Below are 15,215 nucleotides of genomic sequence, written 5' to 3'. Positions count from 1 at the left end.
GTTAATCCATCCTTTCTATATTATCCTTTAAGGTCTGTCTTGCTCTAAATACCAAAATCTTTATATGGGACACGCTGATTCTCATAACTTCAGCTGCTTCTTTATAGGATAGTCCTTTAAAAACACAAAGCTTTAAAGCTTTCTTCTGCTTTTCAGGCATATTTTTCATAACACTTTTAACTAAGCTAAGTTGTTCCTTTATTAATAAATCCTTTTCGGTACTCTTTGGATCTTCAATATTATTAAGAGTTTCCGCATCTGTAGGAGAACTTCTTTTATTTTTCCTTGTGCTATCAATAAAGGAATTATGGGCCACTCTAAAAAGCCAGGGCTTTACATTGTCTGGAGGACAGTCTTCAAGGTATAAATAAGCCCTAAAGAAGGTGTCCTGAAGCAAGTCTTCTGCTAAATATTTATCCTTACAAAGATAAAGGAGGTAACGGTATACGTCAGTCATATAGAGCTTATATAAATTATCTAATGTGTTTTTGTCCATGCACCTTACCCCCTTCACTGAATCAACGTTTGTAAATAGAAAAAGTTACAAAATATTTTTCTACATTTATATCCATTATACAGTATTTTACATAAAAGAGTTTAGAAGCTTTGAAAGAATAGTGAAAGATTTAATAAAAGATAATAAAAGATAATGAAGGATTACATGAGAGATGGTATTTTTGAAGCTCTGAGTATTTATTGTGGGTGATAAAATATAGACAATATATAAAATAGTTTGCTAATATGTAGACAAAATCAAGAATATCACATAAAATATAAATGTAGGGTGATAAGTAATATTGAAGGGTGATGAGATTTATGGAAGAAATAAAGGTTAAAGAATTATTTTGGGATGCATCCGTAGAGGAAGTGGCAAAGGGATTTGTTGAAAGTGCGATTGAGTACAGATGCATTGTTTGTGAAGAGGCATTTGAAAAGGGACGTATCTATGAAATAGGTTCTAAATTATATGATGCAAAAAAGGCTGTGGAATTTCATATAGAGGAAGCTCATGAATCTATGCTTAAGTATTTATTAGAAATGAACTCTGCCTTTACAGGGGTCACTGAAGTTCAAGGGGAACTTATGGGATTAATTTCACAGGGTTTATCTGATAAAGAAATTGCAACAACCTTAGGGGTTGCTCCATCAACTATAAGAAATCATAAATATAAATTGAGAGAAAAAGAAAAGCAAGCAAAATTATTTTTAGCTATGATGAATTTACTTTCTGAATGTACTAATAAGAAGATTAATACTCTAGATAAAGAAACTATCTGCGATCCTCACAAAACTGCAGCAGCAGTAGATGATAGATACAATATAACTGATAAGGAAAAGAAAGAAACTATTAAAGCTTATATGGATGAAAGCGGAGCACTGAAAAACTTCCCAGCTAGAGCTAAAAAGAAAATCATTGTGCTTGAAGAAATAACTAAGAACTTTTCTAAAGGGAAGGCCTATTCTGAAAAAGAAATTAATAGAGTTTTAAAGAGAATCTACGAAGATTATGCAAGCTTAAGGAGAGCGTTAATAGAATATGGATTTGTTGAAAGAAAGAATGATGGTAGTAGTTATTGGGTTAAGGAATAAGTTACACATGATATCAGTTAATAAGTTTTAGGGGATAGGAATGGTTTAAATATGAAAAAATCATAGTTTATGGGGTAGATAAATATATTTAGACCTTGATAAAACTTCTTAGAAGAACATGCGAAACAGGTTAGAAGTTATCATGGAAGCTATAATATAGAATAGTTTCCATGAGGAAAACACTGTAAAGCAAAAGTAATTGCAAAAATAGCACTCTGGTATTATCACCAGAGTGCTATTTTTGCGAAAGTATTTTTCTCAAAACTGCTTTGTCATGTATTAACTTTAGTAGTTCCTCTTCTTTTGTTATAAGGTCAGTGCTTGTTTTAAAGTACTTGTTTACTTTCTTGGCAAGTTCCCTAGAACTATCATCTAGGGAAGAGATAAAATCCATTACGCTTTTTCCTTGATATAGTGTGTTAAGGTATGGAGCAACTATGTATTTAAGGTCCCATAGCATGGAGTTCTCTATCCAATAATCTACATGAGGAGGATCTATTTTTTTCTCCATAAGCTTTGTGAAAAATTTTAAACCATCTTCACTGGACTCCCAAAAGTCCACATATACATAATCAAACTTATTCAGGAATTCTTCGTTGAAATAGTCTATAGCATTGCCATGAATGATTTCAAGTTTCTTATTTGTTTTAAATTGAGGCCTGATGTACTTTTCAAATAAAGCTATGACATCCTTGTTGAATTCAATTATAGTTATACTTTCTACTTCGTGTTTTTGCAGCCAAAGATAGGGAAGAACTCCAATGCCAAGTCCCATAGTCATGCATTTCCCATGGCCTTTTTCAATACCATCTCCCATGCTAGCAATTTCACTGATAGCTGGAGACATCCATACTTTATCCCCTTCCTTTAGTACTGGCAAATCAACATCTGCATCAAAGTATCCAATTGGATGGTGATGGAAAAGGTATTTTTCCACAGGTTTATGAAAGTTCATGCTCATTAAGGTTCTTTTCTTAATGGTGGCTTTCTCATATCTCACGGTATCGGTATAAACACTATCAAGTTTAATGTCCCTGTAATAAGGATTCTCGGTGAGGTCTTTAAGGTTATATTTCAAATCATCATGGGGAACCTTGTATTTTCTCAGTATTTCTATGAGCTCTTTTTCCATCTTAGGAGAGAGAACCTTCTCTGTATAACCTAGAATACTGGTGATGTAGTCATTCACTTCCACCATGGATAATATTAGATTCTTCATTGCTATATCAAGTTCTGGATTTCTTTCAAATTTAATCATTTATTACCTCGAGTCTACGTAAATCAAATTAAATACGTTTCTATAATAATATACTTCCTAAATAATTACAGTTTTAAAATGTTTATAAAAAACTGTAGGGTTTAAGGAAATGTATAGAGTTTTCAAATTAGGAGTATCACATAATCAGGGAACAGAAGGGAGTATGTCCATTCTGTTCACCGCCCTTTGCCAATATAATTACATTATTTCATGTAGCCTTCAGTACTATAATCAGTATATTGCTTTTTGATTTTCACAATCAGGGAACCATCATCAGTAGTTTGAGAATCCATTACTTCATATTTAGTATGCTTTTTTTCAAGCATGTTTAAAAAGCTTTTGAAGTCTTCCTGTGGATTACATTCCTTCATTGCATCAAATTTAATAGTTTGATCTAAGCATGCACTTGTTATACGTTTCATGTTATCATCTCCTTTCATCGAGTAATTATAGCACCTGAAAAATTTTTTCATAAGTAAACTTTTTGTGTATTTTTAGATGAGAAGAGTAGTTATGGAGTGCTAATGGTATTAATTAAAAGGAATACGTAACTATCTTCATGTGATTGCGAGAAATCGGAGTTTTTCACTGTATTTGCGGTTATATGAGATTTATATAATTGGGATATTATTAACGGGATAAAGGAGATTAACATTAAATATAAAAATAAATAGAATGATAATTAAAATTAATTACTGCATTTATATTGATTATTATATCTATACTTTAGTGTTATAGCTTTATTCATTATTTTAGCTTGGGGTTTGCATTGATGGTTTGCTGAAAAATAAGGTTAATGTTTAAAAATTAATAGGCAACAGGAGGTAAAAAATATAATAAGAGAGAAAGTAATGTGATGACTTTATTTGGTATTAAATAGGGCAGAGGATATCATAATAAAGAGGTGTGGAAAGTTCGAAACATTAAAACATATTAAACAAAACACCATATTCCATGTACTGTGAGCAAGTTGCAGTTCAGTTACTGCGTCTATTAGTACAAACCAATGGACTACGTGCTTACAAGTTACTAGAATATGGTGACATACACAGTAATTAAGTATTTATTTAAACATCTAGGCTAGAGACATAGGGTGAAGAGTTGTGTGTTTCTTTCAATAGATCTTAAGCATCCAACAATTTATGAAAGATTAAATCATCAACATATTCACCGGTGTTTTGATCTTTATGGTGCCTTAGCACAGTTCCAGCATGTACAAAACCTAGTTTTTTCACTGCGTTTAAGGAAGCTTCATTGTCACTGTACACATAGATTCTTGCTATGTTAACTCCTTCATTTTTCATGGCATCTAAAGCATAATTAGTGAGCTTTGCAGCAAGACCAGAACCACGAGCCTCAGGGTGGGTGGCAGCTGTTAAAAATACAGCATGAGATTTTTCCTCTGTGATTTCACGCCTACCTCTAACAAGACATAAAACACGGCATGGCTCATCTATTGTTACAGCAACATAGGAAAGTTGAGCTGGATTATCCACAAAATCTAATGCCTGTTCTTTTGCAGTAAGTTCAGTAAAGGTTATGTCAGCGACTTCCTCTTTTAATATTTCAATTAGCGACCAAACGCTATCAATGTCATGGGACTCTATTCTTCTTAATTCATAATTCAAAATAACACCTCTCTACTATTCATTTCTTCAAGGGAAATTTTAATAATTACTTACTAAAATCTCCAATAATGTATGTTTGGATATCATTACCATATGGGTTAATTATATCACAAGTTAAAAAGTAACAAAATATGAGGAGGGTAGTTAGTATGATAAATTCTATAATATTTCTAAGAATTTAAACATGTTTTGAAGGATAAATCGCTCATCTTAATTACTGATTAAACAAGTTTGATTGCTTAAATAAGTTTAAGTTTTAAACAAGTTTAAGTGTATAAACAAATTTAAGGTGGAATCTTGAGCTAAAAATTATGTTCTGGTGTAACAAAATTCTTTGCTTACAAAGGAGTTTTTGTTAAAACAAAGATTACTTTCTTCATAGAATCTCCTTTCAAAGTTCTTTGCTAAAATAAACTCATTTATTGTTTAATAGTTTTAAACCATTATCAATTCCATTTAATACAAAAGTGTATTAAGTGGAATTATTTTTGTATCATTTTTTTTCTTGTTATAAGTCTTGTTTTTTAGTGCTTATTGAAAAATGATACATTTTTGTATTAAGGGTGCTATTTAACTAAAAAAAATTCCGTTTGAATCCTAAGAACTAACATCTAAAGTTAAGGAATTTTCAGTGTTAGCAGTGAAAATAAAGTTTTTAAAAGTTAATTTTCATCTTGGCATGGTACTTGCTATATATATTTGTGAAGAAAAAATAGTAAGTGTGGCTCTGCTCAAAGCTGATAATGAGCTAACTAATTTATTTAATAAAGGAGATAAAAAATGGGAAAGAAAGTATTTATAGATTTAACACATCCATTTCACGCTGACATTCCAGTGTGGCCATATTTTGCAAAACCTAAAATTGATACTATGCACAACTTAGCTAAAAGCGGTGTGTTAACTCAAAAAATCGATGTTGTTATGCATTGCGGTACACATGCAGATGCACCTCGTCATGTTATGGAATATGAATTTGACGGAAGGCGTGCACGTTATACACATGAAATGCCTGTGGATGCATACTTTGGTGACGCAGTATGTCTTGATATTCAAGTTGAGCGTTGGGGTCTTATTAAAGCTTCACATCTTGAAGATGCTTGCAAACGTGCAAATATTAAACCAGAAGAACTTGAAGGTATGGTTGTTTGTTTAAGAACTGGTATGCATTTAAAATTTGATGATACTAGAGAATATTATCATTATTCTTGTGGAACTGGTATAGATGCAGGTAAATGGTTTGAAAAGTATAAGCCAAAATGTGTAGCTATGGACATGCAAGCTCTTGACCACCCTCTACATACAACAATGGGGAAAAATGGCGGTCATCTGGGAATGGATCTTACTGGTAATTCAGGAAAAACAATTACTGAAGAATACATTGAAAAGTTTGGCATTGAGGCTTTTGCAGAATTTAATAAGGAAACTTATATTAAAACCTTTGGTCTAGAAAAATACATGGAGGTTCATGGAAAGCTTGAAAACCATGGTCTTGAAGGAACTTGGGAACCTTGCCATAAGTACATGCTTGGAAATGGAATAGTAGGTATTGAAAATCTTGGTGGAGACCTCGAAAAAGTAGTAGGAAAGCGATTCAAATTTATGGCCTTCCCAATTCGTTGGTGGTTAGGTGACGGATCAATGGTTCGCTGCGTTGCTGAAATAGATGAAGATGATTTAAACAATGTACCAGATAGAGTTTACAACTTCGGTGCAATGTAAGAAGAAAAAAATATCTTCAAATAATGTATGAAGCACTTCCTCTTAGCGGTAATGTTAGAGTAGGAAGGGAACACAATATTTTCTATGCTCCTAAGCAGTTTGCAATGTTGAACCTAGAGTTTGCAGAAAGACCTAATAGAATAGTTATAGAAATGCACAAGGTTATGGCTGCCCCCTAGCTCAGGCTAGAGCCGTATCTAGACATAAAAACTGCTGGGAGTACATTTGAAATAACTAGATGCAATTGATGAAAATGGAGGTATTGTAGTGACATTAAAATATAAAAAGCTATTTGAATCAGTTAAAATAGGTTCATTAGAGATAAAAAATCGTTTTGCCATGGCTCCAATGGGTCCACTTGGAATGGCTGATTCTGAGGGTGGATTTAATCAAAGAGGTATAGAATACTACACTGCTCGTGCTAGAGGTGGTACTGGACTTATTATAACAGGAGTTACTTTTGTAGATAACGAAGTGGAAGAGCATGAAGTAAATCATGTTCCTTGCTCAACACATAACCCAGTTCATTTTATTCGTACAGCTAAGGAAATGACAGAGAGAATACATGCCTATGATTCAAAGATTTTTCTTCAACTAAGCGGAGGCTTTGGGCGTGTAACTATACCAACTAACCTTGGGGATCATCCTCCTGTAGCACCTTCACCTATTCAGCATAGATGGCTTGATAAAACTTGCAAAGAATTGACTGTTAAAGAAATAAGGTCAATTGTTAAGAAGTTTGGGGATGGAGCACATAATGCAAAAAGAGCAGGGTTTGACGGTGTTCAAATTCATGCGGTTCATGAAGGCTACCTTATAGATCAATTTGCAATTTCTTTCTTTAATCAGCGTACAGATGAGTATGGCGGTTCTCTTGAGAATCGTTTAAGATTTGCAAAGGAAATTATAGAGGAAATTAAGGAAAGATGTGGAGAAGATTTCCCAGTAACCTTGAGATACAGTCCTAAGAGTTTTATTAAGGACTGGAGAGAAGGTGCACTTCCAGGGGAAGAATTCGAAGAAAAAGGTAGAGATATTCCAGAGGGAATAGAGGCAGCTAAGCTTCTAGTAGCTTATGGATATGATGCTCTTGATATTGATGTAGGGTCCTATGATTCATGGTGGTGGAGTCATCCGCCAATGTATCAAGAAAAGGGATTATATATTCCTTATGCAAAAATTATGAAAGACTCTGTTGATGTGCCAATTATTTGTGCAGGCCGTATGGACAACCCAGATTTAGCTTTAGGAGCTGTAGAGGATGGAGCTTGTGACATTGTAAGTCTTGGACGACCTCTTTTAGCAGATGAAAGCTATGTAAACAAGCTTAGAGGCGGAAGACTTGCGGATATAAGACCTTGCCTTTCATGTCAAGAGGGCTGCATGGGTAGAATACAGGAATATTCAGCTTTAAACTGTGCAGTTAACCCAACAGCTTGTAGAGAAAAGGAAACAGAACTTACTCCAGCTTTAAAGAGCAAAAAGATACTTATAGTTGGTGGTGGAGTTGCAGGTTGTGAAGCAGCAAGGGTCCTTGCACTTAGAGGACATAAACCAGTAATTCTAGAGAAGTGTGATAGACTTGGTGGAAATCTAATACCAGGTGGTGCTCCAGATTTTAAACAGGATGATCATGCACTTGTAGCTTGGTATGAAAACACCCTTAGGAATCTTGGTGTAGAAATTAAGTTAAACACAGTGGCAAGTGCTGAAATTATAAAAGAAAGCAGTTCAGAGGCACTAATTATTGCTACAGGTTCAAAAGCAAAAATGTTTAGTCTTGGTGATGATAGTAAGGTTTATGCTGCTATTGAAGTTCTTCTTGAAAAGGTGAACCCAGGCAACAAAGTTATAGTTGTAGGAGGAGGTCTTGTTGGTTGTGAGCTAGCTATTTGGCTTGCAGACAAAGGAAAAGAAGTTTCTTTAGTTGAGCTTCAAAATAAACTATTATCTGTTAATGGGCCTTTATGTCATGCTAATTCAGATATGCTAGAAAAGCTTGTTCCATTTAGAGGTGTAGAGGTGCTAACTTCCTCTAAGATTGTTAAATGCACTGAGGAAGGTGTAGTTCTGGAGGTAAATGGAGAAGTTCAAAACCGTCAGTGTGACAGTGTTGTTCTAGCTGTTGGTTTTAGCTCTGAAAATGCTCTGTATGAAGAGCTTAAGTATGACTATTCTGATATTCACTTAATTGGTGATGCGCGTAAGGTATCCAATATTATGTATGCAATATGGGATGGCTTTGAAGTTGCTTCTAAGCTTTAGTGCATAACAAGTAACCTTAATAAAAGGTTTTGTTTAAATAGATTTTGGAAGGATAATTCATACATCTTATTCAGGTGGGTGTCTTGTTCCAAAAATTAGACTTTGATGCAACAAAATTCTTTTGCTCACGGAGGCGACTTCGATTAACAAGGATTACTTTGTTCTAAGAAAGATTAATTTCAACGTGAAAGTTCCTTTCAAGCCCCCTACCCAAATCACTTATTAATCATAAAAAACATCATTAAAAAACTAAAGGCAGCCTGAAGGTTGCCTTTAGTTTTGTTAAATTACTTATCTTCTTTTACCATGCTTTTGTTTGCCAGCTTCAGGCAAGTCATTAACAATGGCCTCAACATTTTTACCTCCAGCATTAATAAGTGCGTTTGCTACTGCTTCTTTTATGCCCATTGAGGAATAAGTTGCACCAGACACTATATCCACATCAGCAATTTGTTTATTAATAATATTAGAAGCTATGGTATTGTAAGCTCTATTTAACCATTTAGCATCATCATTGGTTTGTGTAATTTCTATTGAAATCATTTGCTCATTCTTTACAGTCACTTCAACTGTGATGTTACCCCTAAACCCGGTACCAGTTCCTGTATACACTCCATCATCTATACCTAAAGCATCTCCATATTCTGCGGTGATTTCACTCGTTACTACAGTGGAGGTTGGCACAGAAGAATTATTTGCAAGTAAATTAAATAAGGAATCCGAATTCATTCCACTATATATAACAAAGAAGAAGGCAATTGAAGCAAGTACTAATACTAACTTTTTAAGAATTTTCTTAACTGGAATTACTCCAACAGTTAAAGTGTTTTTCACAGGACAGGAAGCCACGCATTCTAAACAGTTTATACATTGCAAAGATCTAACCTGATCATAGGAAGACACATTAACATTCATTGGACAGATAGCGTTACATCTATTGCAACCTACGCAAGTCTCTTTATTTCTGATAATGGTGAAAGGTCTTGCACTACCTAGTAATCCAAATTTTGCACCTTCAATGCAAAGATAGTTACAGAAGGGCCTTTCAAAGAACATTGAAGTGCCAAGAAATATACTAATTATAACCCAGCCTGTTATAGGAAGTGTTCTGCCTCCAAGAAAGCTTGTTAAATTTCCACGGGGGTCCAAACTTAAAAGGTTAAAAATAAAGTCCGTGGTAATTAATATAGTGATTATAAGTAGAAGATATCGGCTAAAGATGAGAGCCTTTTTTAGCTTTGAGGGCATTATAAACTTTTTGATGCCTAGTTTACTGCCAACACGGGCAAAAATATCCTGCAACGTACCAAAGGGACAAATCCATCCACAAAACACTGGCCCTATAAGGATAATAGTTCCTAGCAAAAGTGAATTTATCATAGGATAATTGGCAAAAAAGCCGATGGCTGTGAGTAGAATTCCTAAGGTTTGAACAGCGTAACGTATGTATCTGCTATTTTTTACTTTTATTTTCATAGTGTTCATGGTTAAGTTCCTCCCAATATGTGTTTTCATGTTCCTTACAATATTAGGATATAACCTGAACCTTAAATTAAGCTGAAATCACGCCACGGTTAATGGATATATGAAAGATTTTCTCTTTACTGTGTGCTATAATATTCACAATGGGGTGATTAGGTATGGAAAAAAATAATATAGACAATCTGCTTCAAGAGCAGCCAATTTTGGATGTTTTTGAAGTGGGAGATGCTGTATCAGATGGAGTATATCTTTCTGATAGAAGTGGAGTTGTACTTAAGGTTAACAAAACCTATTCATATATAACAGGAATCGAAGCTAATGAAGTTATTGGTAAGAATATGCAACATATCTTGGATGAAAAATATGCCAAGGGAGAGTATGTTGTATTGAAACTTGAACACATGAATAATGAAAGTACTAATACCATGATTAGCACTGAAGAATCCTACATAACAGAAAAACCAACTTCTATTTGTGATTTGGTATTAAAGCAAAATAAGGAAGTGTCTATTATGGCCACACTGAGTATAAAAGGAAGAAATAAAAAGATTCTTTTTATTGGAAAGCCGTATTTCGATGATATTGGACATATTAGTCATGTACTTACATTTATGAGAGAAGTTACAGATATGAACAAGCTTGAGAAAAAGCTTGAAGAAGCAGAAAGAAAGAGTAAAGAGTACTTAAATGAATTAATGTATTTGAGGGGAAATCAAATGGAAACTGATTTGATTGGGAAAGACCCTTCCATGGAAAAGATAAAAGAGATAATTAGACATATTGCAAAAACAGATGCCACTGTTCTTATAACTGGTGACACTGGGGTAGGAAAAGAGGTTATTGCAAGAGAAATTTATAAAAAGAGCACCAGGTGTCAGAAGCCCTATATTAAAGTAAATTGTTCAGCAATTCCTGAAAGTCTTATTGAATCAGAGCTATTTGGCTACGAAAAGGGAGCTTTCACAGGAGCTAACAATAAAGAGAAATTGGGGTATTTTGAAATAGCAAATGGAGGCACAATACTACTGGACGAAATTGGTGAGATGCCTGTAAAACTCCAATCTAAACTACTTAGGGTGCTTCAGGAAAAAGAGATAACAAGAATTGGGGGCACAAAGCCTATCAAACTAGATATTAGGGTTATTGCAGCCACCAATCAAGATATAAAAGAGCAGATTAGGAAGGGGACTTTCAGAGAGGATTTGTACTACAGATTAAACGTGATACCAATTAGAATACCATCTCTTAGAGAAAGAAAACTAGATATTGCTCTTTTAGCTCACGTATTTTTAAAGACCTTTACAGAAAAACACAATAGAACTAAGGAATTTGAAATAGAAGCTTTGAAGGCCCTAGAATTTTATCCTTGGCCAGGAAATGTGAGAGAATTAGAAAACCTTGTTGAGAGGCTTGTTATAATAGGGGATGAAGGAATAATAACGGAGAAGGATGTTATTAATATAATAGGAAGAGATAAGTTCTCCTTTGAAGCTATTGAAGATGAAGAAATAACTTTAAAAGATGCTTTGGATAAACTTGAAAAAACTATCATTGAAAAAGCGTTAAAAAAATATGGAAGCTCCCACAAGGCAGCAAAAGCATTGGGTGTAGCACAGCCAACAGTACTTAGAAAGGCGAAGGCCCTTGGGATAGAAAAGTGGTAATACAATACTGTATTAGGGAGATAGAAAAGTGTTTCAAACTATAGATTCTTTATGGGTTATATATTTTGAAGTTTATTATAATTAATACTGCAAAAATAAATAAATCAGTCAGCAAAACCATGTATTTTGCTGGCTTTTTTTATATGTTTAATTTCATATGCTGAAAGCCTTTAAGGATCACAACGCAGAACACATGAGGGAAAATAAATTGAAAGTATTTGAAAAAAATATTGATACAAATTTGTATCAGATACCATTTGTAGTAGTTATTTAAAGAGAGAAACCGTACATAAATTTATATCTTCAGAGGGCTACACACATAAAAAAGTCTATGAAAAGCTGGGTTATTGATAAAATAAGTACAAATTTAAGCAAAAACAGAGGATTGTTAAAAAGTTGGCATATCTATTGCTTTACATATGTGTACAAACTAAATTATAAATATTTCAAGTATAAAGGAAGGTGTAATGATGGAAACAAAAGTATCAACAAGAGTGCCAGTTACAGAGCAAGATAAGCTGAAAGGCTATTTCAAGTATTATAATCAGGAAATGGTTCCAGCGCCTAGAGAAAAATATGAGCAAGTATTAAAAGGTGCAGTTGACCCAAATAAAGCGCTTAAGTTTAAGGATAGAAATGATTTATTCAAACCAGGATATCTGGATGTTGAAGTTGGATATTGTGTAATGGAGGATGGAACAGGATTTGTAGCAAATTTAACAAAAATGCCAGGAGTAACAGTAGAAATGTTTGACTGGTGGTTTGCATGGCATGGCCTTGATAATTTAAGATATACAGTTTGGGATCCAGAAGATCACTATAAAGCTGAAACTATGCAAAGAGAAAGGGCTATGGACAAAGATTTATCTTTTAAAGAAAGGTATTGGGATACAACACATCACGTTCTAGAAGATATTGGTATGGGTCCTGAAGGGTTATTTATAAACTTCAAGAACCCAGCTAATTTAGGATTTGATGCTAGCAAAATTGGAACAGAGGCTTGTGGAACAATTGTATGTGCAAAGGGCTATGGAGAGGGACAACCTCCTTTTGCTTCAGCACCAACAATAATGACTCACTTCATTAGAGAAATTGAAGGTGGAGTTGAACTAAGAACCCGTTTTTGGATGGGATGGACAGTGGTTAATGGAAAAGATGTAAAGGCTCTTCCTGATGGAATAAGAATGCCTTTTATGGGACCAATGGCTCTATGTCTTCATAATATTAAGGAATTCACTAACCTTGCAGCATTGCTTCCAAAGATTTATGCAGAAGAAAAGGACAACTTTTAATTATATTTAGCAATAATAGATTTTAAATAATTTTAACACCGTGTACTTTAAAGAAAGCTAAATTTTGGTGGGAGCTAAACTTCCTCCAATGACCTTGAACAAAGTTAAGTTGTTCAATATTTAATATTTCCAAGGGGAGGATAATTCACATGAATATGAATAATGAAATTAAATTTGATAAAGAAAAATGTATTGGCTGTAAAATGTGCTATAAGTCATGCTTTATCGATGTAATAAGATGGGACGAGGAAAATAAATTGCCTGTTTTTAAATATATAGAAGACTGTGTACACTGCAATTATTGCGAAGTTGTATGCGCAAAGGGATGTATTGAAGTAGTTCCTGATTTTAAAGGGGAGCGTTTATACCAAAGCTTTGATAAATACAGATAAAAAGCATATTTAAGGAAGGGAGAAGGAAAATGAAGAATATGGAGTGTAATCAGCAAGTATTATCCACAGATGTTCTTGTTATAGGTGGTGGAATAGCAGGTCTAGCGGCTGCAATTACTGTTAAGGAAATAAACCAAGCTGCTGATGTATTAATAATAGAAAAACAAACAACTGGCTATAGTGGAAAGGCAAACAGAGGGGGAGGAGTTCTGCAGTATTTCGATTTTAATAAGGTTAAGCCTATAGAATTTGTAGCTTATCATGCTAATGCAGTGGGGTGCTTCCTTGGAGATCAAGCTCAGATGCTTAATTATGTAAGCAGAAATCACGAAATGATAGAGAAGCTAGAACAGTGGGGAGTAAAGGTTCCTTATAACGAGGATGGTAGCCTTAAGGTAATTCCTACAGGTCCTATGACAGGAATGATTGGAGTAGACCTTGATATAACTCTAAAGGTTCGCAGAACTGCAGAGAAAAATGGTGTAAAAATCATCGATAAAGTTACAATCTCTGATATTCTGACAAATGATGGAGTAGCAGTAGGAGCAGTAGGATACAGCCTTTTAGATGGAACCTTTTATGTTATAAAGGCTAAGACAGTAATCCTTGCTACAGGAAGTCAAAACTACAGAGTCATTAATATGTGGGCTAATGGACGTGGTGATGGTATTGCTGCAGCTTATCGTGCTGGAGCTGAAATGAGAAATGCTGAATTTGGAAACTTTGCACAATTATTCAAAGTAAAGAGCCATCACGAGCTTGTGTTTAATGAAAACTGTTTATACAATGCTCTTGATGAAAATATTACAAAGAACTTTAGATGGTTCCCTGAAGCAGATATAAATTCTAACGCTGTTGCTGAATGGTATAACCAAATGTCTGCAGGAAGAGGTCCTATACACATGCGCCCTGACACATGTCCAATGACTAAAGATGATGAAGTACTCTTCACAACTGATTTTATATGGTCAAGACCATATGGATTAAAACTTTGGAGAAAAATCTACGAAAAGTGCCATAGGGTAGATACTGACAACGAAGTAGCACCAGGATTCTTAGGAGAACAATCACCAGTAAAAGTAAATCGTGAAATGGAGACTACAGTTCCAAGACTTTACGCAATAGGTGATATTAGCTATGCAGGTTCTACTGTTGCAGGTGCAGTGCCAGCCCCTCCAGGAAGAAACAGAGGGTCAGGAATACTAAATGCAGTATTTGCAGCTCTTGTAGCTGGAGAAAAATGTGCACAGTATACTAAGGAGTTAGAAGGCTTAGAACTTCTTGAGGAGCAAATTGATGAATACAGAAAAACAGCTTTTGCTCCACTAACAAGAGAAGAAGGCTTTACTGCAAAGGAAATAATTAGTGAGCTTCAAGCTGTAATTGCTCCAGTAGAGAATAGTATATACATGAGCGAACATAGAATGAACATAGCTTTAAGAAAAGTGGAAAAGATTAAGGCGAAACTAAACCAATTAAAAGCAGAGGATTTCCACTACCTATTATCCTGCCATGAAGCAGAAGCTATGGTATTATCAGCAGAGATGTTCTTTAGAGCAGCCCTTCTTAGAAAAGAATCAAGAGGTTGGTTCTTAAGAGAGGATTATCCAACAATGGACAACGGAAACTGGCTAAAGTGGATAACAATAAGAAATGTAGATGGTAAGATGAAATTTCACACCGAGGAAGTTCCAGTAGAGACTTATCCAATAAAACCTCCAATGCACGCATAACAATATTTAACTATATTTTGGAAGGATAAAATATCCCATCCTTTTCAGAGCTAAACAAGTTTTAGTGTTTAAATCTGTTTAATGTGGAGGCAAATTTCCTTCCAAAGTTGCTTACCAAAATGAACTTGTTCATTATTAAAATAATTTTTGATTGGGGATAATAAAATTATGAGAATAAAAGAAGCTATAAAA

The 15,215-nt window shown here is 34.4% G+C and carries 12 protein-coding genes; 7 read left to right on the top strand and 5 right to left on the bottom strand.

Annotated elements, in window-relative coordinates:
• Position 1: 1 nt before the first annotated feature.
• Positions 2-496 (bottom strand): sigma-70 family RNA polymerase sigma factor, encoded by a 495-nt coding sequence (locus RR409_RS01705; protein ID WP_332555987.1) that lies wholly within the window; start codon positions 494-496, stop codon positions 2-4.
• 320 nt (positions 497-816) lie between these two features.
• Between RR409_RS01705 and RR409_RS01700 the strand changes: the two genes are divergently transcribed.
• Positions 817-1,590, top strand: coding sequence for a DUF2087 domain-containing protein (locus RR409_RS01700; protein ID WP_332555986.1), 774 nt, complete (start codon positions 817-819; stop codon positions 1,588-1,590).
• Positions 1,591-1,825: 235 nt separating this feature from the next.
• Here the strand turns inward: RR409_RS01700 and RR409_RS01695 are convergent, their stop codons facing one another.
• The 3 genes from RR409_RS01695 to RR409_RS01685 form a co-directional block, all read right to left on the bottom strand.
• On the bottom strand, positions 1,826-2,848 hold the full coding sequence (locus tag RR409_RS01695) for a hypothetical protein (protein WP_332555985.1): 1,023 nt from the start codon (positions 2,846-2,848) through the stop codon (positions 1,826-1,828).
• A gap of 203 nt (positions 2,849-3,051) precedes the next feature.
• Positions 3,052-3,270, bottom strand: coding sequence for a protein pyrBI (locus RR409_RS01690; RefSeq protein WP_332555984.1), 219 nt, complete (start codon positions 3,268-3,270; stop codon positions 3,052-3,054).
• A gap of 702 nt (positions 3,271-3,972) precedes the next feature.
• Positions 3,973-4,476: an N-acetyltransferase gene (locus RR409_RS01685; RefSeq protein WP_332555983.1), complete on the bottom strand. Its 504-nt coding sequence runs from the start codon at positions 4,474-4,476 to the stop codon at positions 3,973-3,975.
• 780 nt (positions 4,477-5,256) lie between these two features.
• On the opposite strand from RR409_RS01685, the gene RR409_RS01680 reads away from it, so the two are divergent.
• Positions 5,257-6,195 carry a cyclase family protein gene (locus tag RR409_RS01680; protein WP_332555982.1) on the top strand — a complete coding sequence of 313 codons (939 nt, stop codon included), beginning with the start codon at positions 5,257-5,259 and terminating at the stop codon, positions 6,193-6,195.
• Positions 6,196-6,462: 267 nt separating this feature from the next.
• Entirely contained in the window at positions 6,463-8,460 is a 1,998-nt protein-coding gene (locus RR409_RS01675; RefSeq protein ID WP_332555981.1) for an FAD-dependent oxidoreductase, read from the top strand.
• A gap of 291 nt (positions 8,461-8,751) precedes the next feature.
• Here RR409_RS01675 and RR409_RS01670 read toward each other — a convergent pair whose 3' ends face one another.
• Complete coding sequence (locus tag RR409_RS01670) at positions 8,752-9,945, bottom strand: FMN-binding protein (RefSeq protein WP_332555980.1); 1,194 nt, start codon at positions 9,943-9,945, stop codon at positions 8,752-8,754.
• A gap of 155 nt (positions 9,946-10,100) precedes the next feature.
• Here RR409_RS01670 and RR409_RS01665 point away from each other — a divergent pair, with 155 nt between their 5' ends.
• The 4 genes from RR409_RS01665 (at position 10,101) to RR409_RS01650 (ending at position 15,023) form a co-directional block, all read left to right on the top strand.
• A complete protein-coding gene (locus RR409_RS01665) occupies positions 10,101-11,606 on the top strand; it encodes a sigma 54-interacting transcriptional regulator (RefSeq protein WP_332555979.1) in 1,506 nt (501 codons plus the stop codon).
• A 467-nt stretch (positions 11,607-12,073) separates the two neighbouring features.
• Positions 12,074-12,898, top strand: coding sequence for a phloretin hydrolase (locus RR409_RS01660; protein WP_332555978.1), 825 nt, complete (start codon positions 12,074-12,076; stop codon positions 12,896-12,898).
• Positions 12,899-13,047: 149 nt separating this feature from the next.
• Positions 13,048-13,290, top strand: coding sequence for a 4Fe-4S dicluster-binding protein (locus RR409_RS01655; RefSeq protein ID WP_332555977.1), 243 nt, complete (start codon positions 13,048-13,050; stop codon positions 13,288-13,290).
• 29 nt (positions 13,291-13,319) lie between these two features.
• The gene (locus RR409_RS01650) at positions 13,320-15,023 is read left to right on the top strand and encodes an FAD-dependent oxidoreductase (protein WP_332555976.1); all 1,704 of its coding nucleotides are present in this window, start codon (positions 13,320-13,322) and stop codon (positions 15,021-15,023) included.
• Positions 15,024-15,215: the final 192 nt, after the last annotated feature.

It is taken from the genome of Clostridium sp. (genome assembly GCF_036642255.1).
Taxonomy (GTDB): domain Bacteria; phylum Bacillota; class Clostridia; order Clostridiales; family Clostridiaceae; genus Clostridium_J.
The sequence above is the reverse complement of the archived record's forward strand: the minus strand, read 5'-3'. Positions and strand labels throughout refer to the sequence as shown.